At 72.8% G+C, this 25,944-nt stretch carries 19 protein-coding genes; 5 read left to right on the top strand and 14 right to left on the bottom strand.

What is annotated here, in order from left to right:
• Positions 1–102: 102 nt before the first annotated feature.
• Together GA0074692_RS11535 and GA0074692_RS11530 are read right to left on the bottom strand one after the other, a co-directional pair.
• Entirely contained in the window at positions 103–1,329 is a 1,227-nt protein-coding gene (locus tag GA0074692_RS11535) for a S1 family peptidase (RefSeq protein ID WP_141725242.1), read from the bottom strand.
• Between the two features lie 73 nt (positions 1,330–1,402).
• On the bottom strand, positions 1,403–2,680 hold the full coding sequence (locus GA0074692_RS11530; protein WP_176738411.1) for an MFS transporter: 1,278 nt from the start codon (positions 2,678–2,680) through the stop codon (positions 1,403–1,405).
• A 186-nt stretch (positions 2,681–2,866) separates the two neighbouring features.
• Between GA0074692_RS11530 and GA0074692_RS11525 the strand changes: the two genes are divergently transcribed.
• From GA0074692_RS11525 to GA0074692_RS11515, 3 genes are all read left to right on the top strand, one after another.
• The gene (locus GA0074692_RS11525) at positions 2,867–6,265 is read left to right on the top strand and encodes an AMP-binding protein (protein WP_091643138.1); all 3,399 of its coding nucleotides are present in this window, start codon (positions 2,867–2,869) and stop codon (positions 6,263–6,265) included.
• Complete coding sequence (locus GA0074692_RS11520; protein ID WP_091643134.1) at positions 6,262–7,914, top strand: non-ribosomal peptide synthetase; 1,653 nt, start codon at positions 6,262–6,264, stop codon at positions 7,912–7,914. The genes GA0074692_RS11525 and GA0074692_RS11520 overlap by 4 nt, the downstream gene beginning before the upstream one ends.
• A 258-nt stretch (positions 7,915–8,172) precedes the next feature.
• Positions 8,173–9,324: a phosphotransferase family protein gene (locus tag GA0074692_RS11515; RefSeq protein WP_141725241.1), complete on the top strand. Its 1,152-nt coding sequence runs from the start codon at positions 8,173–8,175 to the stop codon at positions 9,322–9,324.
• A 99-nt stretch (positions 9,325–9,423) separates the two neighbouring features.
• On the opposite strand, the gene GA0074692_RS11510 is transcribed toward GA0074692_RS11515, so the two are convergent.
• The 3 genes from GA0074692_RS11510 to GA0074692_RS11500 all read right to left on the bottom strand — a co-directional run bounded on the left by GA0074692_RS11510 (position 9,424) and on the right by GA0074692_RS11500 (position 11,856).
• Positions 9,424–10,257, bottom strand: a complete 834-nt coding sequence (locus GA0074692_RS11510; protein ID WP_218106630.1) for an inositol monophosphatase family protein — start codon at positions 10,255–10,257, stop codon at positions 9,424–9,426.
• A gap of 81 nt (positions 10,258–10,338) precedes the next feature.
• A complete protein-coding gene (locus tag GA0074692_RS11505; protein ID WP_091643129.1) occupies positions 10,339–10,701 on the bottom strand; it encodes a VOC family protein in 363 nt (120 codons plus the stop codon).
• An 87-nt stretch (positions 10,702–10,788) separates the two neighbouring features.
• A complete protein-coding gene (locus tag GA0074692_RS11500; protein WP_091643125.1) occupies positions 10,789–11,856 on the bottom strand; it encodes a MupA/Atu3671 family FMN-dependent luciferase-like monooxygenase in 1,068 nt (355 codons plus the stop codon).
• 163 nt (positions 11,857–12,019) lie between these two features.
• Between GA0074692_RS11500 and GA0074692_RS11495 the strand changes: the two genes are divergently transcribed.
• Positions 12,020–12,817, top strand: coding sequence for a hypothetical protein (locus GA0074692_RS11495; protein WP_091643122.1), 798 nt, complete (start codon positions 12,020–12,022; stop codon positions 12,815–12,817).
• Between the two features lie 50 nt (positions 12,818–12,867).
• Here GA0074692_RS11495 and GA0074692_RS11490 read toward each other — a convergent pair whose 3' ends face one another.
• The 3 genes from GA0074692_RS11490 to GA0074692_RS11480 form a co-directional block, all read right to left on the bottom strand.
• Entirely contained in the window at positions 12,868–13,659 is a 792-nt protein-coding gene (locus GA0074692_RS11490) for a thioesterase II family protein (protein WP_176738410.1), read from the bottom strand.
• Positions 13,656–14,306 (bottom strand): flavodoxin family protein, encoded by a 651-nt coding sequence (locus GA0074692_RS11485; RefSeq protein WP_091643116.1) that lies wholly within the window; start codon positions 14,304–14,306, stop codon positions 13,656–13,658. The genes GA0074692_RS11490 and GA0074692_RS11485 overlap by 4 nt, the downstream gene beginning before the upstream one ends.
• 68 nt (positions 14,307–14,374) lie before the next feature.
• On the bottom strand, positions 14,375–15,964 hold the full coding sequence (locus GA0074692_RS11480) for an amino acid adenylation domain-containing protein (protein ID WP_176738409.1): 1,590 nt from the start codon (positions 15,962–15,964) through the stop codon (positions 14,375–14,377).
• A gap of 107 nt (positions 15,965–16,071) precedes the next feature.
• Between GA0074692_RS11480 and GA0074692_RS11475 the strand changes: the two genes are divergently transcribed.
• Positions 16,072–17,301: a cytochrome P450 gene (locus tag GA0074692_RS11475; protein ID WP_176738408.1), complete on the top strand. Its 1,230-nt coding sequence runs from the start codon at positions 16,072–16,074 to the stop codon at positions 17,299–17,301.
• Here the strand turns inward: GA0074692_RS11475 and GA0074692_RS11470 are convergent.
• From GA0074692_RS11470 to GA0074692_RS11445, 6 genes are all read right to left on the bottom strand, one after another.
• Positions 17,272–18,489 carry a cytochrome P450 gene (locus tag GA0074692_RS11470; RefSeq protein WP_091643104.1) on the bottom strand — a complete coding sequence of 406 codons (1,218 nt, stop codon included), beginning with the start codon at positions 18,487–18,489 and terminating at the stop codon, positions 17,272–17,274. The genes GA0074692_RS11475 and GA0074692_RS11470 overlap by 30 nt on opposite strands.
• The gene (locus GA0074692_RS11465; RefSeq protein ID WP_091643101.1) at positions 18,486–20,270 is read right to left on the bottom strand and encodes a non-ribosomal peptide synthetase; all 1,785 of its coding nucleotides are present in this window, start codon (positions 20,268–20,270) and stop codon (positions 18,486–18,488) included. Before GA0074692_RS11465 ends, GA0074692_RS11470 begins: the two co-directional genes overlap by 4 nt.
• The gene (locus GA0074692_RS11460; protein ID WP_091643098.1) at positions 20,267–21,058 is read right to left on the bottom strand and encodes a thioesterase II family protein; all 792 of its coding nucleotides are present in this window, start codon (positions 21,056–21,058) and stop codon (positions 20,267–20,269) included. Before GA0074692_RS11460 ends, GA0074692_RS11465 begins: the two co-directional genes overlap by 4 nt.
• Before the next feature lie 15 nt (positions 21,059–21,073).
• Positions 21,074–22,807, bottom strand: coding sequence for a non-ribosomal peptide synthetase (locus tag GA0074692_RS11455; protein WP_091643093.1), 1,734 nt, complete (start codon positions 22,805–22,807; stop codon positions 21,074–21,076).
• Positions 22,804–24,429, bottom strand: coding sequence for a PhpK family radical SAM P-methyltransferase (locus GA0074692_RS11450; RefSeq protein WP_091643088.1), 1,626 nt, complete (start codon positions 24,427–24,429; stop codon positions 22,804–22,806). Before GA0074692_RS11450 ends, GA0074692_RS11455 begins: the two co-directional genes overlap by 4 nt.
• Before the next feature lie 103 nt (positions 24,430–24,532).
• Positions 24,533–25,852 (bottom strand): condensation domain-containing protein, encoded by a 1,320-nt coding sequence (locus GA0074692_RS11445; protein ID WP_091643084.1) that lies wholly within the window; start codon positions 25,850–25,852, stop codon positions 24,533–24,535.
• Positions 25,853–25,944 lie beyond the last annotated feature (92 nt).

The raw sequence follows: 25,944 nt of genomic DNA, 5'->3' as shown, positions 1-25,944 counted from the left end.
CCGCCATCGCCGCATCATCCCGACGGATCAGGCCTGTCCGACCGCCCGGGGCAGGGGTCAGGTCGGCCCTGACCCCTGCCCCGGACCGCGTCGCGTTCCGCGTCAGGCCAGGTCGTAGGAGAGGCCGGGCCAGAACCTCGGCAGCGCGCTGAACCACGCCTTCCGCGGCGTCGCGTTGCATCCCGACGTGCTGCGGCTGTGCAGGCCGAACGCGTACCGCTTGCCGGACGACGGGAGCCAGTAGACCCCGCCCCCGCTGTCGCCGGAGCACGGGTCGTAGCCCTCGTACCTGGTCAGGCCGCGCACGGCCGCGTCGCTGGTCTTGGTGACCACACCGCACGGGTTGCCGGACGTGGCGGGCGCCGCGTAACGGGCGGAGACGCAGACCACGTCGCCGACCCAGATGAACGACATGGTGTGCGCCCGGCCCTTGACCGGCACCCAGGACGAGCCGGAGATGGCGATCCGGCCCAGGGTGTCCGCCGCGTACCCGGCGTTGGTGACCTGGATGGCCCCGGCGTCGACCGGGCCGGAGTTGATCGCGTTGACCGGGTGCATCGGGCCGATCGGCGTGCCGGCGGTGGACCAGTTGGTCACCGAGCCACCGCCGCAGTGGCCGGCGGTGAGCGCCCAGCGCACGCCGCTGCTGCGGGCGGTGAAGCCCACCGAGCAGCCACCGCCGGAGCGGTGGATCACCAGTCCGGCGCGCAGGCTGTCGTTGCAGTTGGCCCGCGACGTGCAGACGTCCTCTTCGATCTCGTCGGTGCTCGCCGGCACGATGGTGACCCAGCTCGGCACCGTGCCCTTGGGGAGGCTGGCCTCCTCCTGCGCGGTCAGGGCGACGGTGACCGTGTTGCTGCTCACCTCGACGCCCACCCGGCCCTTGGCCAGGACAGCGAGTTCGTCGGTGCCGGCGCGCACCGTGTCGGCGAGCCGTTCCAACTCGTCGTAGCTGCGCTCGACCACCCGGGCGTCGACGGTGAGCCCGAGTGCCCGGCCCGCCTCGGCGGCCCGGTCGGCGCTCTCCTTGCTGGTCAGGGCCACGTGGGTGATCCCGGACAGCGGGTCGAAGTGACCCCCGCCGTACGTCTGGGGCTCCTTGGCCAACTGCTCGTGCAGTTGCTTGCGGGTCTCCTGCTGGGTGGCCGCGACCTTGGCGGCATCGTCCGAGATCGTCGGGTACACGGCCTTGTAGGCGACGATCGCCGCCTGGGTCTCGTCCCGTCCCGTGTCGGCGGCGACCGGATCCGCCGCGTGCGCCGGCGCGACCACCATCGACGCGGACACCACCGCGACGACGGCACCCGCCAACAGCCGGATACTCCTCATGGCGCTCCTCCTGTTCGGAAGGTTGACTACCGGTACGGAGTCAGGAGCGCCGGGAAAAATACATCCGGGTGTGTCAACGGAGCTGGTGCGACTCCTCGGACGACCCGGCCCGGGCGCGCGCGGCCGTCAGGCCGCCCCGGAGGGTGAAGATGAACGCGCCCGACGCGAGGCAGCCGCCCACCATCAGGACGAGGTACCAGACGGGTGTGGCAGCGCCCAGGAGCACGCCGGAGAGGACCGGGCCGGCGAAGAAACCCGCGTTCCAGGCGAGCGCGGAAGCCGCGTTGTACCGTCCGCGCAGCTCGTCCGGCGCCATGTCGTTGATCAACGCGCTGTGCACCGGCTGGAGGATCGTCTCGGCGGCGGCGAAGACGACCTGCGAGCCGATCACCACGACCAGCGCCCACATCGTGCCGGTGATCCCGTCCACCAGCGCGATCCCCAGCACCACCCAGCTGACCGCCCAGGCGACGGCCACGGCGGCGAGCGCCTTCGGCGCGTCGGAGTTCCCGAGCCGCCGCAGGACCGCGAGCTGGACGATGACCACCACCACGGTGTTGGCCGTGAAGAGCAGGCCCACCGAGCTCTCGTCGAGCCCGGCCGCGTCGATCGTGAACGCCGGGATGCCGGCGTCGAGCTGTCCGTACCCGACCGCCATGAGCACCGCCATCGCCGCCATCAGCAGGACGAAGCGTCGGTCGGCCAGCAGCATCCGGTAGGTGCCGGTGGTCTTCTCGTCCGTCGTCTCCGTCTCCGCCGTGGTCCCGCCGGTCGACTCGGTGGGGACGAACCACCAGAGCAGCAGGAAGCTCAGCGCGTCGGCGAAGATGAGGAGTTGGAAGGTCAGCGGGCGGGAGATGTCGGCGGCGAGGGCGGCGACCAGGCCGCCGATGCCGATGCCGGCGTTGACCGCCAGGAACCGCAACGCGAAGGCGCGTTCCCGGTTCTGGACGGCCAGGCGCGCCAGCAGCGAGGAACTCGCCGGCCAGAAGGCGGCCTCGGCCGCGCTCTTGATCACGATGGCCAGGACGTACAGCGGCAGCGTGGACACCCCGGCGAGCAGGGCGACGCCCAGGGCCTGCCCCACCGCGGCGAACCTGAGCGCCCGGCGCGCGCCGATCCGGTCGATCAGCGCACCGGCCGGCAGCGTCAGCAGGAAGGTCGTCATCGGCGCGATCGCGACGACCAGCGACGCCTTGGGCAGGCTCAGCCCCTCCACCCGGTAGAGGTAGATCAGCAGCAGGGGCATGAAGACGCCGTCGCCCAACGCGGACAGCGCCTGTCCGGCCAGCAGCTTCCGTGCCGCCGGCGGAACGTCCCGCAGGAGTCGCGATCGCGTGACGGTCGCCATCAACGAGCAACCCCTCTCCACACAGTGGACACTGAGCGGCACCAGACCGTACGCCCTCCGTGATTTCGGCGTCAAGACGGGTCCGGCGAAGCGCCGCATAACCGGCCCACAACCCACCCTGCCTAGCGTTGGCGGCTGTCGCGGCGCCGCCGCCGTCCGAGCCACCTTCAGCGGGGGGTGTAACTGGTGCAGCAGGCCAATGGCGTGGTGGGCAGTATCCGGCAGTGGGCCATTGAGGACGGTGACCGGGCCGCGCTGACCTGGCTGCCACACCTCGACGCCGCCGGTGTGACGACGACCTTCGCGCAGTTGGACACGCAGGCCGGGGAGGTGGCCGCCGCGGTACGCGCGCACACCCGGGGCGGCGACCGGGTCCTGCTGATCCAGCCACCGGGCCCGCGGTTCGTGGCCGCCTTCGTGGGCTGTCTCTACGCCGGACGGGTGCCGGTCCCGGTGTATCCGGCGCTCGACTCACCCGAGGGGCGGTCGCTGATCGCGCGGGTCCGCGAGGACTGCGAGCCGGCCCTCGCCTGGGTCACCGACGCCGAGGTGGCCGAGGGCACTGCCCGCCTGCTCCGCGTCCCCAGCGAGTGGCGGACCACGCCGGGACTCGTCCACCTGCCGGACCGCGCGCCCGATCCGACGGCCGTCGCGTTCCTCCAGTACACGTCGGGCTCCACGAGCAGTCCCAAGGGCGTCGTCGTCACCCACGGGAACCTGGCCGCGAACGTCGCCGCGATCGCCGAGACCTTCCAGCACGACCGGGACGAGGTCATCCTCAGTTGGCTGCCCGCCTACCACGACATGGGCCTCATCGGGAACATCCTGCACCCGTTGACCCTGGGCAGCGGCACGATCCTGTGCCCGCCGACGGCGTTCATCCGCCGTCCGCTGTCCTGGCTGACGTCGATCCACCGGTTGGGCGTCACCACCAGCGGCGCCCCGAACTTCGCGTACGAGCTGGTCGTCGCCGCGCTGGAGCGGGAGGGCGTACCGGAGGTCGACCTGCGCCGGTGGCGCGTCGCCTACAGCGGTGCCGAGCCGGTCGTCGCGGAGAGCATGCGCCGGTTCGCCGAACTGCTCGCGCCACACGGCTTCGACCCGGGCGCGATCATGCCCTGCTACGGGCTGGCCGAGGCCACCCTGCTGGTGGCGTCCGCCGACCGGGGCGACGGCGTGCGCAGCCGCGAGGCGGCCGACGGCGGCAGCGCGGTGGCGTGCGGGTGGCCGAGGGGCTGCGAGGTGGTCGTTACGGACGCCGCCGACCGTCCCCTGGCCGAGGGGCAGGTCGGCGAGATCCGGGTCAGCGGGCCCAGCGTGGCCGCCGGTTACTGGGGTCGTCCGGACGACGACACCTTCGCCGGTCCGGTCCTCGGGCGGGACGGAACCTGGCTGCGTACCGGCGATCTCGGCTTCCTCGCCGACGGAGAACTGCACGTCGCCGGCCGGAGCAAGGACGTCATCATCGTCCGGGGCCGCAACCACCATCCGCACGACATCGAACGGCTCGCCGGCGGCCTGGTGCCCGCCTTCCGGCCGGGACACGTCGTGGCGTTCGCGTCGCCGGACGGCGAGGGCGTCGTCGTCGTGGGCGAGGTCCGACCCGGCGCCGGGCTGACCGAGGCCGACTCGGCCCGGCTCGCCCGGAGCGTCGCCAACGCCTTCGGGCTCGCGGTACGCGACGTGGTGGCCGCGCCCCGGCGCGGCATTCCCCGGACGACCAGCGGCAAGCTGAGACGGGCCGAGACCCGGCGACGGTACGAGGCCGGGGAGTACCCGACCGCCGCGTCCCCGGCCACCGACCCGGAGGCCGTGGCGCACCTGGTGGCGGAGGCTCTCGGCCACCGACCGGCACCGGACGAGGCACTCGTCGAGGCCGGACTCGACTCGCTGCGCGCCGTGTGGCTCTCCGGCGCGCTCAGCAGCCGGGCGGGGATCGAGGTGCCGGTCCGGGACCTGCTCGCCGGTGCCACCCTGGCCGAGTTGACCTCGTGGACGCCGACGGCCGCGACGCCCCCGGCGACCGGCGCGGACCCGTACCGGCTCGCCGCCGCCCAGCAGGCGCTGGTCTTCCTCGACCAGCTCGCCCCGGACAGCGACGAGTACACCATCTCGTTCGCCTGCGAGCTGGACCCGGCCGGCGACGTGGCCGCCTTCGAACGGGCCCTCCGCTCGGCGCTGCTGGCCCAGCCGCAGTGGGGCCGACGGATCGTCCGGAACGGTCCCGCCATCAGCGCGGAGCCGGTGCCGGAGCGGGACTTCCACGACGTCCTGGCCCTGGTGCCCGTACCGGTGCGGGCGGAGCGGCTGGCCGAGCACCTCGCCGACGCCGCCGCGTTGCCGTTCCGGCTGGCGGCGGGGCCGCTGGTGCGCGTGTACCACTGGCGGGTCGGCGCGCGCAGCGTCTACCAGCTCGTGGCGCATCACATCGCGACCGACCTGTGGTCCCTCGGCCTGCTCTTCGAGGACGTCGCCGCCCGGTACGAGACGCTGCGCCACGGCCTCGCCGACCGTCCGACGCCGGTCGTCGACCGGTACCCGGCGTACGTCGCCGAGCAGGAGGCGTACCTGACCTCGGACGCGGCGGCGGCACGCGACTCCTACCTGCGCGACCTGATCCCGTCCGGCCACCCGCCGCTGGCCGTCCGGACCGACCGGCCCCGGGGGCCGAAACGGGACGCCCGGGCCGGGCAGATGCGGCTGTCGCTGCCCGAGGACGTGTCGGCCCGGCTGGGCTCCCGGGACGCGGTGGCCCTGCTGACCGCCCTCTGGGGCGTCTGCCTGCACCGCTACGGTGGCCCGAGTCCGGTGGTGGTCGGCACTCCGGTCACCGGACGGACCACCGGCGCGCACGCCGCCGTCGCGGGGCTGTGCACCAACACCGTGCCGCTGGCCATTCCCACGGATCCGGAGCTGTCCCTGGACGCCCTCGTCCGGCAGGTGCGGGCCCAGCTGCTCGCCGGGGTGAGCGCCGGGCTCTACCCCCTCTCCCGGGCGGTGGAGGTGCTGCGCCCGGCGCGCGACCCCGGCCGGAACCCGCTGGTTGAAACCCTGGTCACCGTGCAGGAGAGCCCGATTCCCCGACTTCCGCACCTGATGGGGGCACTGGCCGACGCCGACTGGATCGAGCTGGGCACGCTGCGTCTGCGCCCGGTGCCGGTTCCGCGCGGAACCTGCCGGTACGACCTCGACCTGGTCGTCACGCCCCGGGAGTCCGGCGGTCACCTGCTGACCCTGGACTACGCGGCCCACCTGTTCGACGGGGACACGGCCGAGCGGGTCCTGCGCACCTACGCCGCGATGGTGGTGGCCGCCACCGCGCCGTCCGCGGTCACGCTGGCCGACGCGATGGTTCTGTCCGCCGAGGACCGGGCGCGCTACGAGACCGCCGGACACGGTCCGGGCCCGGTGCCGCAGGGGTCGCTGGTGGAGCTGGTCCGCCGGCACGCGGCAGCACGGCCGGACGCGCCGGCCGTGGTCGACGACGGGACGGCGATCGGATTCGGGCAGTTCGCCGCGCGCGTCGACCGGCTCGCCGGCGTACTGGCGGCCGTGGCGGCACAGGACGAGAGGACGGGCCGATGAGCGGACGCCAACGAGGGTCGACGACGCCCGGACAGGTCGGGCTCCTGATCGGGTCCTCGGCCGACTTCGCGGTCGCCATGTTCGCGGCCTGGCGTACCGGGCTGGGTATCCTGCCCCTGCCGGTCGGGTTCCCCGACGACCGGCTGCGCGGCATGGTGGAGGACAGCCGCCCCCTTGCGGTGCTCGCCTCGCCCGACCAGCTCGCGCGCGCCGCCCACCTGGTCGGGAACTGTCCCGGCGTGCCGGTGGTCGCCCTCGACGCGGCAGGGCCACCGGCGCCACCGCCGCCGGCCACGGACCATCCGTCCTTCACCGTCTACACCTCGGGGTCCACCGGGCGGCCGAAGGGCGTGGCGATCCGTCAGCGGCAGACCGAGATCCTGGTGGCCTGGGAGGCGCAGGCGTGGCAGCTCGGGCCCTGGGTACGGATGGCGCAGACGCTCTCCCTCGGCTTCGACTTCGGGCTCCAGGAGGTCTTCACCGCCCTTCCGGGCGGCGGTTGCCTCGTCGTGCCCACCGCGGCCGACCGGCGGAACGCGCTCGCCTACGCGAACTTCCTCCGCCGGGAGGCGGTGACCGTCCTCTTCACCACCCCCTCGTTCGCCGACGAGTTGGGCGCGGCCCGGGTACCGCTGCCGGACCTGCGCCTCGTCCTGATCGGCGGCGAGGTGCTCCGCTGGTCGACCGTCGAGGCCCTGGAACGCCTGGTCGGCCCGGAGTGCCGGCTGGTCAACGGCTACGGCCCCACGGAGGCGACGGTGAACTGCCTGGCCTACGACATCCCCCGTGGGCGGTCGGGTTCCGCCGAGGTGTCGGACGTGGTGCCCGTCGGGCGGGCGTCGAGCGCCGCCACCATCCACCTGCTCGACGAGCACGGCCTGCCCGTACCGGTGGGCGCGGTGGGGCAGATCTCGATCGGCGGGCCCGGCGTCGCCGACGGTTACCTGAACCAACCGGAGCTCACCGCCCGACGCTTCGTGCCCGGTCCGCCGGGCACCGTCGGTCCGGTGTACCGCAGCGGCGACCTGGCCTACCTGCGGCCCGACGGTCACTTCGTGGTGACCGGGCGGACCGACCGGCAGGTCAAGCTGCGCGGCTACCGCGTCGAGCAGGGCGAGATCGAGTGGGCGCTACGCCAGGTGGACGGGGTCGTCTCCGCCGCCGTCCGGGTGGTGGGGCGACCGGCCCGGCTGGTCGCGGTGGTCACCGGGACCGTCGAGGTCCGGGCGGTGCTCGACGACCTGGCCCGCCGGCTGCCCGCGCCGATGCTGCCGGACAACGTGCTCGTGCTCGACGAGCTTCCGCTGACCCCGAACGGCAAACTCGACGACGACGCGGTCCAGCGGCTCGCCGAGACGGTGGCGCAGCAGGCCCTGCCGGTGACCGAGGTGTCCACCGCCCAGTTGGAGGAGATCGTCTGTCGGGTCTGGCGGGAGGTGCTCGAACTCGCCACGGTGGACCCGGTCCGGAACGTCTTCGACCAGGGCGCGCACTCGCTGGCCGCCACCCGGGCACACGGGCAGTTGCAGGCCCTGCTGGGCCTGCCGTTCCCGGTCAGCGACCTGTTCGAATACCCCTGTCCCCGGCAGCTCGCGGCCCGGCTCGGCGGCTACCGGCGCGAACCGGCCGACGCCGCGCGGGCGACGTGAGCGGTGTTCGCCACGGGAGTCGTCGGCGAAACGCCAGCCGGACATACCGGCCGGTCCACTGGTGACGGTTAGGATCGCCGAGCGCGGCATGCGGCTCGGGACGCCAATAGCGGCCCACTCGCGGGAATGCGGAAAATGTTGTCACGCACCTTGCGGGCGCGGGCGGGAAACAGCGGACCGAGAAACGCGGTGGACCGGAGAAACGCGGTGGACCGACAAGCGTGGTGGACCGAGAAATGACGAGGCTGAGGTGAGGGAATGGTAGACCAGGCCGAACAGAACCGGACAATCGCCGGTACGGAGATCGGAACCGGAGAGACCCTGGACCTGGGCGACGGAAAGGTGTTGGCCGTCCACCGCTTGCCGAGCCGGCTCGGCCGTCCGATCCTCGAGGTCGAGGAACTGCGGCACAACAAGGGCAACGACGCCACGTTCGGGATCTGGCGGGTCCGGGGGGCGGACGCCTCGGCCGTACTCAAGATCTACAAGCCGCCGTCGGCGGGGTTCACCGGCTACTGGCCCACCAGCGAGGTGCCGAGTCACTGGAACCACTGGCGGCGGGAGTCCCTGGCGTACGCCGAGGGGCTACCGGCCACCGCGTACGGGGCGGCCGGCGTCGCGGGGCCGGAACTGCTGGAGACCCACATCCGCGCCGACGGCATGGTGGAGACCTGGTTGGCCCACGTGCCCGGCGTCGAGGGGTTCGGTTGGTCGCCGGAACGCCTCGCCCGGTTCGCCTACGAACTCGGCGTGGGGCAGGCGCGGTGGGTGGAGCGGGTGCCGGACCTGCCCTGGCTCTCCCGGAACTGGCTCGGGCAGTACCTCACCGAGGGGCCGCCGCGCTGCGTCGAGATCACCGACACCGACTGGGACAACCCCGGCATCGCGAGCTGGCCGATGCCGGTGCGGGAGGGGCTCCGGCGGCTGTGGACCGAACGCGACCACATGCTCGCCGTCGCGCAGGCGACCGAACGGACGCTCTGCCACCTGGACGTCTGGCCCGCCAACCTGATCGACGCGGACGGCCGGTCGGTGCTGGTGGACTGGGCCTTCGCCGGTGACGGCGCGGTGGGGGAGGACATCTCCAACCTGATCCTGGACAGCTTCACCGACGGGCTGATGGACCCCGACCTCCTGCCGGAGATCACCGAGGGCGCCACCGAGGGCTACCTGCGAGGGCTGCGCGACGGCGGCTGGTCCGGGTCGGCCGACGACGTGCGCCGCGCCATCGCCGCGTGCGGCGCGGCGAAGTACAGCTGGTACGGCCCGGCGGTGCTCGGTCGGGTGGTCAAGAACGACGTCGGCACGTCGAACTACAGCAAGGACAACTCCGTCGAGACGGCGGTCCGGCGGGTGACCGGCATGGTCACCCTCATCGCGGACTGGGCCGACACGGCCTGGAAGAAGTAGCGGCGTTCGGGGAGCCGGTGGCCGGGCAGGCGACCGGCTCCCGCGCGGCCTCTCCTGAGGTGCGCGGCGGCCGGACCGCCGCCCAGCGTGCGGTCGGCCTCAGTCGCGTGCCGCCGCGATGATCTCGCTGACCGCCAGCGCGGTGGCCCGGTCCGGCGCGCAGACGAACGGCAGGGCGTTGCCGCCGGCGAGCCGGAACGCGGAGCCGTCGGCGGTGACGGTGACGCCGCCCGCCTCGGCGTACAGCAGCAGCCCCGCCGCGTGGTCCCAGGGGGAGTCCCAGACGCCCACCAGCGCACCCCGTTGCCCGGTGGTCAGTTCCACGTACTCCAGGCCGGCGGCCTTCATGTAGTCCACCGCGACGCCGTGGGCGAGCAGCGCGTCGTGGCCGCCGCGCCACTCGTCCTCCCACCACCGCTTCTGGGAGGTCACCACCTCGATCGCTCGCAGGTCGGCGGGGGCAGGGGGTACGTGGACCCGTCGGCCGTCGACGTACGCTCCCGCCCCCTGGGCGGCGGTCGCCCACTGCTCCAGCGCGGGCAGGTAGGTGCAGGAGGCCAGCAGCTCACCGCCCCGGGCGAGGGCCACGAGGACGCCGAAGTTCGGGCTGCCGTGGACGAAGTTGTGCGTACCGTCGATCGGGTCGACGATCCACACCGGATCGTCGCCGGCGAGCGCGTCGAGCAGCGACGCGTCGCCGGCCACCGCCTCCTCACCGACCACCACCGAGCCCGGCAGCAGGTCGGTGAGCCGCTCGGTCAACGCCGCCTCGGCCGCCTGGTCGGCGATGGTCACCAGGTCGCCCGGCCCCTTCTCGCTGACGTCTCCCTCGGCCAGCGCGCCGAACCGGGGCATGATCTCCCGGTGGGCGACGTCCCGGACGATCTCCGACACGGCGGCGAGGAGCTGCGGCGTTACGGCGGGGTGCGTCAAGAGACTGTCCTTCCGGTCAGAACGCCGGCCGGACCGCCGGCTGGGGCCATGATCCTCCTGCCTCGGCCGGCGCGCACACCCTCAGGTCAGCACACCCTCGCCGGTGCTGACGCAGAACTCGTTGCCCTCGGGGTCGGCCAGGACGGCCCACTGGTTCTCCTCGGTCATCGGGCTGACCACGGTCGCGCCGAGGGCCAGGATCTCGTCGACGTCGCCGAGGATGTCGACGTGCATCCGGTTCTTGACCGTCTTGACCTCCGGCACCCGGTTGAACCAGATCAGCGGGCCCTCGCCCTTCGGGTCCTCGATCGAGCCGAGCCACTTGCCCTTCATCTCGTGGGCCGTGCCGAGCTTGAGCCGGTAGCCCAGGACCGAGCACCACCACTCCGCGAGCTTCTGCTCGTCCGTGGCGTCCAGGCAGATACCCCTGATCATCGCGGCCATCGCAGACTCCCATCATCGATCACGGCCAGGTCGGCGCACCGAACACGTCAGGCAGGCAGACGCTACGAAGCCCCGGTTCCGTCGCAGTTACGCGGGCACCCCGGCCGGTCGCTCACCCGCCGCCGGGTGCCGACGGAGCTGGTCGAGGTGGCGCAGCGACCGCAGCACCTCCTCCTGCGGCACGCCGAAGTCGATCAGACAGGCGATCTCGTCGATGCCGATCGCGGCCAGCCGGTGGACCATCTCGGCGCCGTCCGCCACCGTGCCGAAGAGGCCGCTGGTGGAGAAGTAGCGGTCGAAGGAGCGGGCCACCAGGAACTCCCTGTCCCGCTCCGGTAGTCGGCTCGGGTCGAAGCCCACCGGCAGCCCCGCCGTGCCCACCACCAGGTCGATGGAGCTGCGCAGGTAGGCGCTGAACGGTTCCCGGACGAGTTCCCGCACCCGGGCCCGGTCCTCCCCGATCAGGGTGTGCAGCATCAGCGCGACGTGCCCAGGGGCCTGCTCGCCGTGTGTCGCCGCCAACTCCTCGCGGTACGCCCGGATGTTGCGTGCCAGCGCCTCGACGTCCTGGCCGAGGAGGTGGGTCAGCACGCCGCCGCCGAGCCGCCCGGCGAGCCGGAAGGTGTCCGGCGAGCCGGCGCTGGTGATCCAGACCGGCAGCTCCGGCTGGACCGGGGCCGGCTGGGTCCGCACGGTACGCTCCTCGCCCGTGCCGTCGACGAACGCGACCGGCTCGCCCCGCCACAGTCTCCGGACGGTCTCGACCGCCTCGACCATGACCTTCTTCCGGTCCTCGTAGCCTTCGGGCCGGAGCACGAAGTCCACCGCGTGCCAGCCGGAGGCGAAGGACACGCCGACCCGGCCACCGGACAGGTTGTCGACGACGGACCATTCCTCGGCGATCCGGGCCGGGTGGTGCAGCGGGGCCACCACGCTGCCCGCCCGGATGCCGATCCGCTCGGTTATCGCCGCCAGTGCGGCGCCGGTGACGGCGGCATTGGGATACAGGCCGCCGAACGAGTGGAAGTGTCGCTCCGGGGTCCAGACCGCGGTGAATCCGTTGGCGTCGGCGAACCGGGCGCTCTCCAGCAGCAGGCGGTACCGGTCGTCGCCGGAGGTCCGGCTGTCGGCGAAAAAGAAAAGGCTGAAATCCATGTCGGCCGTCCTTTTGGCAATAGGCTCCGGCAGCCGGGTCGACGTCGACCGGCTCTGTGGGACATTGCGTTTCGACACTTGTCGACCGGCAATCTGGTCGATAGGGTTTCCTCAATTTCCTGGCGATGGGTAATTGTTCGTGCACCTGACGACGGAGGGCTCAATGGCAGCGGATTCGGCGAAAGGCGCAGGCTCCGACGGGAACGGCCTCGCGGTCCTGCTCGAGTTCTCGGCCTCCGACCCGTCGCAGAGCATCTCGAGCGCCCTGGGTGGGTCCCTGCCGGTGCCGACGGTGGAACTCGACCTCATCGGCGTCGACTACGGCCGTGAGGCGGACCTGGACCGACGGGCGGCCCTGGTCGCCGCCGAGGTCGCCGCGACCGGCGCGGGGCGGGTGGCGCTGGCGGCCTCGTGCGCGGCGAGTCCCATGCTCGCGCCGGTGGCCCGACAGCTCACCCGGTGCGGAGTCTCGGTGACGCTGGCCGCCGCCGTGGATCCGCGGCCGGTCACCGACGGGCACATCCGGGAGACCCTGGCGCAGGTCGCGGACCGGTTCGGCGTCGCCGACGGCCGGACGTCGGCCGCCGGGCTCGACCTGGCCGGTCCGGTCGAGGTGGTGCTCGGCCGGATCGAGGCGATGCTCGGTGACTGGGTGGAGGGTTTCCTGCGGTCGTCGGACCTGGACCCCGAGACCCACGAACTGGTCCGCCTCGACCTGGTGGACCGGTACCTGCGCTGGAACTCGTTCCTGCTCGCCGCGCTCGATGCCCCGGCGCAGCACCTGCCGTGTCGCGTCGACGTGTTCCTCACCGATCCGTCCTCCGACGTGGTCGCGTTGTTCGGTCCGGACACCACGGTCCGCCGGCACCGGTATCCGCGCCGGGACAGCCCCGCGCTCGACCGCGACGACCTCCTCGACGACCTGCGGACGGCGCTGACCGCCGGAGTCGCCACCGGCTGACCCGCCGGCACGCCGGAGCGTGCCGTGCCGGCCAGCCTTCAACAACACGGTTAGCCGAGGGTTACGTCCGGCCCCGGTGGGGTGAGTTCCGCGAGCACCCGGCCGACCTCGCCGAGCACCGCGTCCTCGGACTCGTCGACGAGGAAGAAGTGCCGGCCGGGAAACATGCTCGTGGTCACCGACCGGCTGCTCCACCGACGCCACTGGTCCAGCTCCGTACCCGGGATGTCGTCCTGCTCGCCGCCGAACACCGACAGGGGGCAGGGCAGCGGCCGTCGGGGCGGGCGCACGCCGGCGCAGACGCGAAGGTCCGCCCGGAAGGTGGGCAGGACCATCCGGCGCAGCTCCTCATTCGCCAGCAGCGCGGGATCCGTACCGCCCATCATGGTCAGCGCCGCGATCAGCTCGCCGTCGCTGGACGCCGCCGTGAACGCCGGGCGGAACAGGTGCGGTGGCCGGGTGCCGCAGAGGAAGAGGTGCCGGGGCGGCGGCAGGCCGGCGGCGACCCGCGCACCGGCGACCGCGAAGGCGAGGTGGGCCCCCATGCTGTGCCCCAACAGCGCGTACGGGCCGGACCCGCACTCCCCGAGGGCGGTCGACAGGGCCGCCACCGCGGCGTCGAAGTCCTCGACGAACGGCTGCCGTAGCCGGTTCTCCCGGCCGGGCATCCGGACCAGGGCGACGTCGACGGTCTCGGGCAGCCGGTCGGGCCACCGCCGGTACATCGCGGCGCCGCTGCTGGCCGAGTGGAAGCAGACCAGCGTGACCCGGGCACGGGGTCGAGAACGGGGCCGTACGATCCAGGCGGCCGGGCCATCGGTGACCGCGCGGGTGATGCTCATCGACGCTGCCCTCCGGTGTCGACACCGGACTCCGTGCGCCCGGCGACCGGTTCCCATTCGTCCTGGTCGACGAAGTCCGGCCGGAACAGCTCCTCGGCGCGGGCCACCGCCACCGGGTCGAGCAGACAGCCGTCGAGCCGGCGGATGCCGTGTCCCACGACGGCACCGCCCCAGCCCATGCCGAGGTAGTCCGCCGAGCGGCGCAGCGCCTCCAGGAGCGGACCGGCACTGGTCGGATCCTGCCCCCCGAACGCGGTCACCACCCACATCGTCTTGCCCCGCATGCGCGGCCGGAAGGCGACGTCGGGCAGGCGCAGCCAGCCACCCCAGTAGTCGAGGTAGAGCTTCATGCTGGCCGACACGCTGTACCAGTAGAGCGGCGACACGACGACCAGGTCGGTGGCCGCCAGCGTGGCGTCCAGCAGGATCCGCTCGTTGCCGGTGGGGGTGGCACCGGTGGGTTCACCCGCGTAGCCGGCGTCGTGGAACGCGGCCAGGGGCAGCTCGGTGAGCCGCTTCCAGTCCTGCGGCACCCCGGGCGGCAGCGCGGTCGCCGCGTGCCGGGCGAGCAGTTCGCTGCTTCCGCCGGCCGCGGTGGCGCCCAGCACGAACAGGAAACGGCGTCCGGCGTACCGGCCGTCTGACATCGTCGTACTCCTTCCGGGTCCGCCGGCCGGCCGGTGGCTGGTCGCGGCGTCAGTGGCCCCGGCGGGTGTCACCGGGTGGCATCGGCGGTGGGTGCCCCCTGACGGTTCGACCGGGCCGCCCGTACCAGTTCGGTGAGCGCCCGGCGGTCGACCTTGCCGTTGGGGTTCTGCGGCAGCCGGTCCAGCACGGTGACCGTGTTGGGCAGCATGTAGTCGGGCACCGTCTGCGCCAACGCGGCCCGTAGTTCGCCCAGCTTCGGCGCGTCCCCGACGTCCTCGGTCGGCACCACGCACGCGCCGATGACCGGTTCGCCCCGGGGCGAGTGGACGACGACGGCGGCGCCGTCCCGAACCCACGGCACCTGCCGCAACGCGGCGTCGATCTCGCCGAGTTCGATCCGCAGACCGCGCACCTTGACCTGGTCGTCGGCCCGCCCGAGACAGTGCAGCACCCCGTCGGCCGTGGCGAACCCGAGGTCTCCGGTCCGGTACCAGCGGCCTGGCAGGCCGTCGATCCGCAGGAACCGTTCCGCGGTCAGCGCCGGGTTGTGCAGGTAGCCCGGGGAGACCTGCCGTCCGCCGACGACGAGTTCGCCCGGTTCGCCCGGCGGCAGGGGACGCAGGTCCGCGTCCAGCACCACGATCGGGCTGTGCCGGTAGGCCCGTCCGATCGGGGCCGGGGTGACCGGCTCGCGCAGCTCTTCGGGCGTGAAGGCGTGGAAGGTGTTGTACACCGTCGTCTCGGTGATCCCGTAGACGTTGACGAACCGTGGCACCGGGCCTGGCACCCGGGCGAGCCAGGTCTGGATCGGCCGGTGGTTGACCGCCTCACCGCAGAACACCACCGCGCGCGGGTTGATCCACTGCTCGGCGGCGACGACGGCGTCGGTCAGGTGCCGGAAGACGCTCGGCACGATGTGCAGCCGGGTGGGGCGGTGCCGGACGAGGGCCTCGGCCAGCCTCGGCGGGCTGGCCACGGTCGCGCCGTCCAGGGCAAGGAGACGGGCGCCCACCGCCACGCCGGCCCACATCTCCCAGACACTGACGTCGAACCCGTACCCGTGGACGAGCGGCCACACCTCGTCGTCGCCGTACCGGAACAGGCCGAGCGCGTCCCGGAGCAGGGCGACGAGGTTGCCGTGGGTGACGGCGACCCCCTTGGGTATACCGGAGGATCCGGACGTGAACATGACGTAGGCGATGCCGTCGGCGTCCACCTCCGGCTCGGTCCAGCGCGGCGGTGGCCCCGACGCGGCGGCCCGTACGTCGTCGACGTCCACCAGCAGGGTGGCGGTGGGCAGGCCGCGCAGGGCGGCCTGACTGCTCTCGTCGCACAGCGTGGTGTGCAGTCCGGCGGTCGCCACGACGTGTCGCAGCCGTTGGCGGGGATGACCCACGTCGAGTGGCACGTACGCGCACCCGGCCCGCATCACCGCGGCGGCGAGGACCAGCGGCAGCGGACCCCGGTCCACCGCGAGGCCGACCAGCTCGCCGGGGCGCAGACCGCTGGCGGCGAAGTCCGCGGCGAGCCGGCTGACGCAGGTGTCCAGTTGGCCGTACGTGAGGGTCAGCCCGCAGCCGGTCAGGGCCGTTCGGTCCGGGTGCCGCCGGGCGGCAGCCCGCAGCACATGGGGGAGCGAACGAGCGTCGATGTCCACCTCGGGTCTCCTCTGCGCGGTCGACGGCCGGGCAGAGCAGACCACACGGCGGTAACGCGGCGGTTCGGCGTAACCGGGACGGAACCCCGTTGCGCCAGTTTTTCCGTGTGAAGACTCCACTGGCGGCCGACCCGCACCTGCTGGACTCCCTGGACCTGACCAGCCCGCACCTGCACGCTCGGTACGACCTCACCCCGGTGTGGGACCTGTTGCGGGCCCGCGACGAGATCTTCTGGCACCCGCCGAGGAACCGGGACACCGGCTTTTGGATCATGACCCGGTACGCCGACGTGGCCGCCGCGTACCGGGACCCGGTCGCCTTCGGTTCGGCGCAGGGCAACGTGCTGGACGTGATGCTCGACGGTGGCGACTCGGCCAGCGGCCGGATGGTCTCGGTGTCCGACGGCCAGTACCACGCCGAGGTCCGGCGCGTGCTGATGCGGGGCTTCACGCCCGAGGCGCTGGCCGGCACCGCCGAGCGGATCGAACGGGTGGTGCACGACCTGGTGGCCGCCGCGGTGGCGGCGGGGCAGTGCGACTTCGCCCGGGACGTCGCCGCCGCCATTCCCCTCCAGGCGATCTGCGACCTGCTGGGCGTCTCCGAGGCGGACCGGCGCTTCATCCTGGAACAGACCTCGTCGTCGGTCGGCTCGGAGAGCCCGACGGCCACCTCCGCCGACGCCTGGAAGGCCAAGAACGAGATCCTCTTCTACTTCGCGCACCTGGCGGAGACCCGCCGCTACGCCCCGGCGGCCGACGTGGTGACGATGCTCGTCGAGGCGGACATCCGTGGTCGCCGGCTGGCCGACGACGAGATCATCTTCAACTGCTACAGCCTCATCCTCGGTGGGGACGAGACGACCCGCCTGGCGATCGTGGGCGCCGCTTTGGCGTTCGCGCAGCACGACGACGCCTGGGCCGACCTGCGTAGCGGGCGGGTCGACGTCGACCAGGCCGTCGAGGAGGTTCTCCGGTGGACGACGCCCTCCATGCACCAGGCCCGGGTCGCCCGGGAGGACGTCGACTGGCGTGGGCAGACCATCCGCGAGGGGGACATCGTCACCCTGTGGAACGTCGCCGCCAACCGGGACGAGCGGGTGTTCGACCGGCCCGGCGAGTTCCGGCCCGCCCGTACGCCCAACCGGCACCTGACCTTCGCGGCGGGCACCCACTACTGCCTCGGCGCGCACCTGGCCCGACTGGAGATCGCCGCGACGCTGCGCGCCCTGCGGGACCAGGTGGCGCGGATCGAGCTGCTGGCGCCGCCGAGCCCGGTGTTCTCGAACTTTCTGGGCGGCTACAGCAGCCTACCGGTGCGCCTGCACCCGCACCGGTAGCCGCGTCGGTCCCAGCATGAAGTTGGAGCGCAGTCGCCGTACCGGCCCGGCCACCTCGAAGCGCATCCGCCGCTCGACCAGCTCCTCGAGCAGGATTCTGATCTCCATCCACGCCGCACCGAGCCCGATGCAGCGGTGCGGTCCGCTGCCGAAGGCCAGGTGCCGGTTGGGGTGCCGGCCGACGTCGAAGACCTCCGGCCGGGCGAACACCTCCTCGTCGAAGTTCGCCGAGACGTTCCACAGCGTGACGGACTGGCCCGGCGTGATGCGCTGACCGCCGATGGTCAGCTCGGTCTTGGCGGTGCGCTGGACGTAGGAGTTCGTCGAGGTCCACCGGAAGATCTCGGCCAGCGCGCTGTCGAGCATCGCCGGATCGGCGAGCAGCCGGTCGAACTGCTCCGGGTGGTGGGCGAACGCCTCGACCGCCGCCGCGGCGGTGAACGGGGTCGTCTCGTCCCCGCCCACCGCGACGTTGAGGCAGTTGTAGAGGATCTCGTGCTCGGTCATCGGCCGACCGTTCAGCCGCGCCCCGACGAGGATGCTGACCAGGTCGTCGCCGGGCCGGCGGCGGCGCTCGGCGACCAACGCGCCGATCAGGTCGAAGATCTCGACCTGCGCCGCGACCAGCGTCATGGTGTCGTCGCCGTCGGTGTAGAGCGGGTCCTTGAAGCCGATCATGTGCCGGGTCAGGGTGAGCATCCGCGTCGCCTCGTCCCGGTCCAACCCGAACATGGCGGCGAGCAGCCCGCGCGGCAGTTCGAGGGCCACCTCGGCGAAGTCCGCCGCACCGGTGGCGAGCACCTCGTCGAGCGCGGCCGAGACGTACCGGCGCACCACTGTCCCGGCCCGCTCCAGCAGGTCCGGCAGGAAGGCGCGGTGCACCTGCTGCCGCAGCAGCCGATGCTCCGGTGAGTCCGACGCGATCAGCATCTGCCCACCCGCCGAGTCGGCCGAGCGGCGGTACGAGCCACCCATGACCGTGCCGTTGCGGGAGGAGAGCCGCGCGGCGTCGTTGTAGGCGGCGGCCACGTCCCGGTACCGGGTCAGCGCCCAGAACCCGCCCCCGTCCGGGGTCGCGTTCCAGTACACCGGACTGTGCCGGCGCAGCCGGGCGAAGGTGCCGTGCACGTCGCCGTCGGTGAACAGGTCGAGGTCGGTCAGGTCGACGTCGAGGGTGGGGGTGGTCATGGGGTCACCTCGCGGCAGGAGTCGACCATCTTCGCCTGGTCGGCCAGGACGCTGTGCTCGAACAGGGCCTCCGGCGGCACGCGTACGCCGAGTTCGCGTTGGATGGACATCCGCAGCCGGACCGCGAGGATCGAGTGACCACCCAGGGCGAAGAAGTCGTCGTGGGCGCCGACCGACTCCCGGGCGAGCAGGTCCTCCCAGGAACCCACCAACCACCGTTCCGTGCTGGTCCGGGCCGGCACGTACTCGCTGCGGGCGGCCGACAGTTCCTCGTGCAGGTCCCGCAGACGCTGCCAGTCGCGTTTGCCGTGCGCGTCCATCGGCATCTGCTCGATCACCACGAACTCGGCCGGCACCAGGTACGGCGGCACCTCGGCGGCGAGCCCGGCGCGTAGGTCGCGCAGGAGCACGCCCGCCTCCGCCAGCACCACGAACGCCACCAGCCGCCGGCCGCCGGCCGGGCCGACGGCGAGGACGGCGGTGGCCCGCACCCCGGGACGGGCGCAGATCAGCCGCTCCACCTCGGCCGGCTCCACCCGGTACCCGCTGACCTTCACCTGGCCGTCGACCCGGCCGAGGAACCGCAGCGCACCGTCGGCGCCGGCGGTCACCCGGTCGCCGGTGGCGTACATGCGGCTGCCGTCGGCGGCGAACGGGTCGGCCACGAAGGCGGACGCGGTCAGCTCGGGCCGGTTGAGGTAGCCGCGCCCGAGCCCCGCGCCGGCCACGTAGAGCTGCCCCGGGGTGCCGGGCGGGCAGGGCTGGAACTGCTCGTCGAGCACGTACAGCCGGGCCCCGGCCAGGGGGAACCCGATCGGCACCACGTCACCGGGCTCGCCGTGCTCCCCGATTGGGTAGGCGGTGCAGGCGACGGTGCCCTCGGTCGGGCCGTACAGGTTGTAGAGGATCCCGGTGAATCCGCCGGCCCGCAGGTCCCGCGTGGTGGCCGGCAGCAGCACGTCCCCGCCGGAGCAGAGCACCCGCAGCGACGAGAACGCCTCCCGGTCGTAGCGGACGACGTGGTTGAGGGCGGTGGCCGGCGCCAGCATCGCGGTGATGCGGCGCCGCCGCAGTTCCCGCTGGAGGTCCCGCTCGATCAGCTCGGCCATCGCCGGGATCACGGCGGTCTCCGCGCCGGCGGCGACGGCCCGCCACACCTCGAAGGTGAAGGTGTCGAACGAAATGCTCGCCGCCTGCCCGACGCGGTCCCCGAGCTGTAGCGGGGGCACGGCCGGGTCGGTGGCGAACGCGACCATCTGCCGGTGCTCGAGCACCACCCCCTTCGGCGTCCCGGTGGAGCCCGAGGTGAACAGCACGCAGGCCGCGTTGGCCGGCTCGATCGGGCCGAGCCGCCCGTCCTCCGGCTGGCCGTCCGTTCGGCTGTCCCATTCCAGCGCGGGGACGCCCAGGTCGTCGAAGCGCCGCGCCCACCCCGGCGCCGTCACGACCAGGTCCAGCTCGGCGTCCCGCATGAGTTGGGTACGCCGGGCCGCCGGGTACTGGTCGTCCACGGGTACGTAGGCCGCGCCGGCCAGCACGATGCCCATGACCGCCACGACCGTCTCGCTGGACCGGGGCAGGTGTACCGCGATCCGCCCCTCCGGCCGGACACCCGCCGCGCCCAGTCGGGCGGCCAGGCGGCGGCTGCGGCGCCAGAGCTCGTCGTAGTCGAGTGCCTGGTCCGCGCACCGGACCGCCGGCGCGTCGCCGTACCGCAGCACCGTGCGGTGCAGCAGCTCGGCGAGCGTTCGCGGCGGCGTCTCGCTGAGGCTTCCTGTCATCTCCGCTCCCCGGAATCTGTGGCGTTGGCGAGGAGTTCCTCGGCCAGGACGTCCATCAGCGGCTGCGGCGCGCGGATGAACGTGAGCTTGTCGCCGTCGAGCGTGTGGTGGTCGACCCGGCCGTAGCGTTCCCAGACCGTCATCTCGTACGGGGCGACGTCGGGGTCGCGGCTCCAGCCGACTGTGGTGATCGGGCAGCGCACCGGCGTGGGCTCGGCCGGCGCGTACCGGTAGCACATGTCGAGGTCCCGGCGCAGTGTCCGGACGGCCAACGGCAGCAGCTCGGCGAGGATCTCCGGTTGGCCCTGGGCGCGTGCGACCCGCCGGATCTCCCCGGTCAGCTCCGCGTCCGTCATCGAGGGGTGGTAGATGCCCTCGGCCGCGGTGCCGGGCGGCCGGTACCGGGTCTCCGGCGGGAAGTGCGGGGGGAGCGAGGACGAGACGACCAACCGTGCCGGCGGCCGGACCGGTCGGGCCTCGAGCGCGACGGCCAGCCGGTGCGCCAGCAGCGCGCCCATGCAGTGGCCGAACAGCGCGTACGGCCGGTCCAGGTAGGGAGCCAGGGCCTCGGCGGTGGTCTCGGCGAAGGTGTCGAAGTCGGCGAACGCCTCCTCACGGATGCGGTTCTCCCGGCCGGGCAACTGCACCCGGCACACCTCCACCGGTCCGATCCGGTGCGGCCACTGACGCAGCAGCCCCGCACCGGTGCCGGCGAAGGGCAGGCAGAAGACGCGGGCCGTCGACTCGGCCCGTGGTTCCTGCGCCAGCCATCGACTGCGCCGTGGCATGCCGTTCCCCTTCCGTCAGCGCCCGTCGAGGTACGCGCTCAGTTGCCGCAGCGTCGGATGCTCGAAGACGGCGACCATCGGCACGGCGCGGTGGAACTCCGCGCGCAGCCGGGCGGCCATCCGAATCGCCAGCGCGGACTGGCCGCCGAGGTCGAAGAAGTCGTCGTCGAGGCCGACGTGGCCAACCCCGAGCAGGTCCGACCAGATCACCCCGACCGCCTGCTCGGTCGGCGACAGCGGAGCGTCGAGTGCGGTGTCGGGCGTGGCCGGGGCCGGCCGCAGCGCCGCCAGCGCCTCCCGGTCGACCTTGCCGGCGACGGTGAGCGGCAGCCGGTCGAGCAGCACGAACGATGCGGGCACCATGTACGCCGGGAGGGCCGCGACCGCCGCCGCGCGGAGCCGGTCGACGGTCAGTCCGGTGCCCTGGCAGTACGCGACGAGAGCCGGCTCGCCGGAGGTGTCGCGTTCCAGCCGCACCACCGCGCGTCCGACGTCGGGGGAGCGTTCCAGCACCGCCTCGACCTCGCCGGTCTCGATGCGGTATCCGCGCAGCTTGACCTGGAAGTCGGTGCGTCCCAGGTAGGTCAGTCGCCCGCCGGTGCGCCGGACGAGGTCGCCGGTCCGGTACATCCGGGTACCGTCGGCGGCCACCGGGTTGGCGACGAACCGCTCCGCCGTCATGCCCGGTCGCCGCCGGTAGCCCCGGGCCAGGCCCCGTCCGGAGATGTAGAGTTCGCCCTCCTCGGCCGGTCGGAGCGCGTCGTCGAGCACGTGCAGCGTGACCCCGTGGAGGGGTCCGCCCAGGTGCGGCGGGTCGGCCCCGGTGACCAGCGCCGCCGTCACGTCGACGCTGCACTCGGTCGGTCCGTAGAGGTTCACCGACCGGACCCGTCCGCTCTCGGCGAGGACGCCGAGGCGCTTCCACAGCGCCTCGCCGACGGGTTCGCCCCCGACGAGCAGCCGAAGCGGGCGCCGGACCGGCGCGGTCTCGAGCCGGTCGACCAGCAGCAGCAGGTGGGAGGGGCTGATGTCCAGTTCGGCCAGTTCCCGCTCGACGATCAACCGGACCATCGTCTCGGGGTCGGCTCTGGTCTGCTCGTCGATCAGCACCACGGTGTCGCCCCGGAACAGGCGCAGCCACTGCTGGACGGAGGCGTCGAAGGACATGCTCGCGTTCCAGCCGACGGTGACCGCCGGCCCGTCCGTGTACACGGACGTCTCCAGCGCGGTCAGCAGGTTCTCCAGCGACCGGTGGGTGATCTCGACGCCCTTGGGTCGGCCGGTGGAACCGGAGGTGTAGATGACGTAGGCGAGTTCCTCGGCCGGCGGGATGACCGGGCGGGTCGCCGGCGGGCTGGTGCGCAGCTCCGGCACCCGGACGACCGGCACGCCCGCTGCCGCCGGCACGACCGCCGGGTCGGCGTCGGTCACCGTCAGGCGCGCTCCGCAGTCCTCGATCATGAAGGCCAGCCGGTCGGCGGGCAGCGCCGGGTCGAGGGGCACGTAGGCGGCTCCCGCCCGCAGGACCCCGAGCAGCGACACCACCAGGTCGACGTCGCGGGTGAGGTGCAGCCCGACCACGGAACCCGGGCCGACGCCCCGGCCGCGCAGGGCCGCCGCGACCCGACCGGACGCCGCCGCGAGCTGCGCGAAGGTCAGTGACCCGGACCTGGCGACCAGAGCGGTCCGGTCCGGCTGGCGGGACACCGCCCGCGCGAACCGCTCGCCCAGGCGTAGCGGGGTGCTCATAGCGCGAAGCGGGCGGGTGCGATGTCCAGCCCGGCGACGTCCGCCGCGAACTGCTTCTCCAGGTCGCGGACGGTGTCGGAGCGCCCGGTCCGGTCCCGCTCGCTCATCAGCTTCTGGGTGGTCCGCAGCAGTGGTTTCAACGCCTCGGCCTCCAAGCCCTTGCCCTGTAGGTACGGCAACGACCAGAAGTCGAAGTCGTAGAGCGGCAACCACACCGACTCGGTCACCGCGTCGAACATGACGTCGGTCTGGGCCGCCGCCTCCGCCGAGGTCATGGTGTGGTGCGACCAGCTGTAGCCCGCACCCGTGATGCCGTACAGCTCGGTGTTGCGGTAGACCGGCGAGCGCGGGTTGGCCCACCAGGCCTGTGCCCGCCAGAAGTCGGGCGCCGTCTCGTTGAGGAAGTCGACGGTGTTCCGTACGGTCCGTTCGGTCTCGGTGGGGAAACCCACCAGGACCGAGGCGAACGTGGTGATCCCGCGTTCCTTCAGCCGGTGGATCCCGGTCCGGTACTGGTCGTCCTGCGCCTTCTTCTGCATCGACCGCAGCACGGTGTCGTCGCCGGATTCGATGCCCAGGAAGACTCCCGTGCAGCCGCTCGCCGCGGCCAGGTCGAAGGCTTCCTCGTCGCGCGCGTTGGAGCAGCGGAAGTAGGAGTACCAGTTCAGGCCAAGATCCTCGTCGATCATCATCTGGCAGAGCTGCTTGAACCGTTTCGGCGGGACGTTGAACGTGTCGTCGACGAACACGACGTTGCCGACCCCCAGCTCCGCCAACTGCCGCAGCTCCCGCCGGACGGTGTCGATGGAGGCGGTGGTGAGCGCGCCGGCCCGGGAGGGGTAGTCGCAGAAGCTGCACTTGAACGCGCAGCTACGCGCGGTGCGCACCTGGGCCGTACGGCCGATCAGCCTCGGGTCGAAGCCGGTCCAGTCGATCGAGCACAGGTCCAGGTCGTTGTTCTCCTGCCGACGCCGGGTCATCGTCCACCGGCCGTCGCGGTGGACGATGAGGTTGTCGACGTCGTCCACTGGTCGCCCGGCGCGGACCGCGTGGCAGAGCGCGCCCAGGGCGTGTTCGCCCTGCGACTCCTGGATGTAGGAGTCGGCGCCCATCGCGAGCAGGAAGTCCTGCGTCTGCTCGGTGATGCCGTCCCGGCAGAGGTTGTCGATCAGGGGACCGCCGACCACGATGTGGCTCTCCGGGGAGTGCGCCCGGACGAACTCGACGACCGGTAGGACCGGCAGGATGGTGACGTAGAAGGTGGTGGTCACCGCCACCACCGCCGGCCGCTGCGCCAACAACTCCGTCAGGCGGTCGCGCTCGGCGTCGAACAGGGACACCGAGTCGGCACTCAGGCCCTGCCGCCGCAGGTTGCTACAGAGGTAGACCGACGCGAGGTTGTAGACCTCCCCGACGTGGTAACGGTCCCGGCGGCCGGTGGTCTCGGCCCGGTGGGTGCTGAAAGCGTCCATCCAGCTCATCGCGGTGCCGTCGACGACCAGGTGTTCCTTGCGGTAGATCTGCATCTCCGGCGAGTCGCTGCCGGCGCGTTCGCACATGACCCGGTATTCGTCGAAGTCGCCGCTGTTGTAGCCGATGACGACGCAGTCGAGGGCCGCCATGTTCGCCACCTTCCTCGTCAAGTGGTCACGGCGCGTCGCTGGGCGACACGACGACGGTAGGGACAGGGGGTTCGTTGCCGGTTACGCCGCTGTCGGCGGCCGATCACCGCGGGCCCACCACCTGGTGGCCGAACGCGCGGACCAGGGCGGCCAGCCGCGCCGCCAGCGCCGCGACGGCGTCCGGCTGCCAGCGCCGCACCGGGTAGATCAGTTCGGGTCCGCCCCCGGGGTCGCGCGGCACGCTGAGCAGCAGGTCGTGCCGGGTCTGGAACTCGCCGCGCGGCAGCGCGGTCACGGTCAGCCCGCCCAGCCGCCAGCTCCCGCGCGGGGAGCTGTACTCCTCGCAGGAGACGTTGGTCAGCGGGTCGGCGAGGGACGTGGTGAACGACGGCTCGGCGGCACGGATGATCTCCCGGTACGGCACGTCGAGCAGGCCCAGCGCCGACACCACCGCCGCCCGACCGGCCGCCGCCGCGTCGGCGGGCGAGGCGATCGGACCGAACCGGATCGGGACGGCGTTGATCGTGCACCCGAGCACCTGGGTCGCCTCCGGGGTGAGCCGGTCGGCGACGGGCGCGGAGACGACCAGGTCCGGTGTGCCGGCGAGGTCACCCACGAGGTGGGCCAGCAACCCGGTCATCGCCATGAAGCGGGACACCCGGACGCTGGCACACGCGGCGTCGAAGGCGGCCAGGTCGTCCGGCTCCACGGGCAGGGCGAGGACGCCGCCACGGGTGCCGGTCGCCCCGGTGAGGCCAGGCAGGGCGATTCGCCGTGGGGTGGTGCGCAGCCGGGTGGCGGCCTGGCGGGCCCGGTCGGTGATGCCCGGCGCGTTCTCCGCCGCCACCCGCCGGAGGGCCCACTGCCGGAAGGACGGTGCCGGCGCGGCGGGTCCGGGAGCACCGGCGAGACGTGCCCCGTACCGGGCCAGGACCGACTGGAGGAAGACCCCGTGTGACCATCCGTCGGTCATCAGGTGGTGCAGCACGATCAGCAGCCGGTGTTCCTCGTCGGCCAGGCGCAGCAGCCGGGTCCGCCAGAGCGGGCCGTCGGCGAGGTCGAACGGCTCGGTGCAGTCGAGGGCGAAGCGCCGCCGGCAATCCGCCGCCTGGCGGTCCGGGGCCAGCCCGGTCAGGTCCTGGGTACGCCACGTCGGTGGTGCCGCGTCGAAGGTCTGGGTGAGCCGACCACCGCGTTCCTGGATCCGCAGCCGGAGCGCGTCGTGCCGGTGGTGGCAGTCCAGGAACGCCTGCCGGAGCGCCGCCAGGTCCAGCGGACCGACCAGGTGCAGGGTGACCGCGTCGTGGTATCCGGACCGTCCCGGATCCAGCCGCTCGGCGAACCACATGCCCTCCTGGGTCGCGGTGAGGGGTACCGGCGCCGGGTCGGCGGGGTGCTCGCCGCCGTTGGTCCCACGTTCCATGCCGCCTCCTTCGCGGGAGACCGCAGCCTCACCCGGCGCAGTTCCGGCGCGGTTACGCGCCTGCCGCCGCGTAACCCACGCCTAACCCGCGC

Origin of the sequence: Micromonospora pallida (assembly GCF_900090325.1) — a bacterium.
Classification (GTDB): domain Bacteria; phylum Actinomycetota; class Actinomycetes; order Mycobacteriales; family Micromonosporaceae; genus Micromonospora; species Micromonospora pallida.
This window is presented reverse-complemented; position numbering and strand designations above follow the sequence as displayed.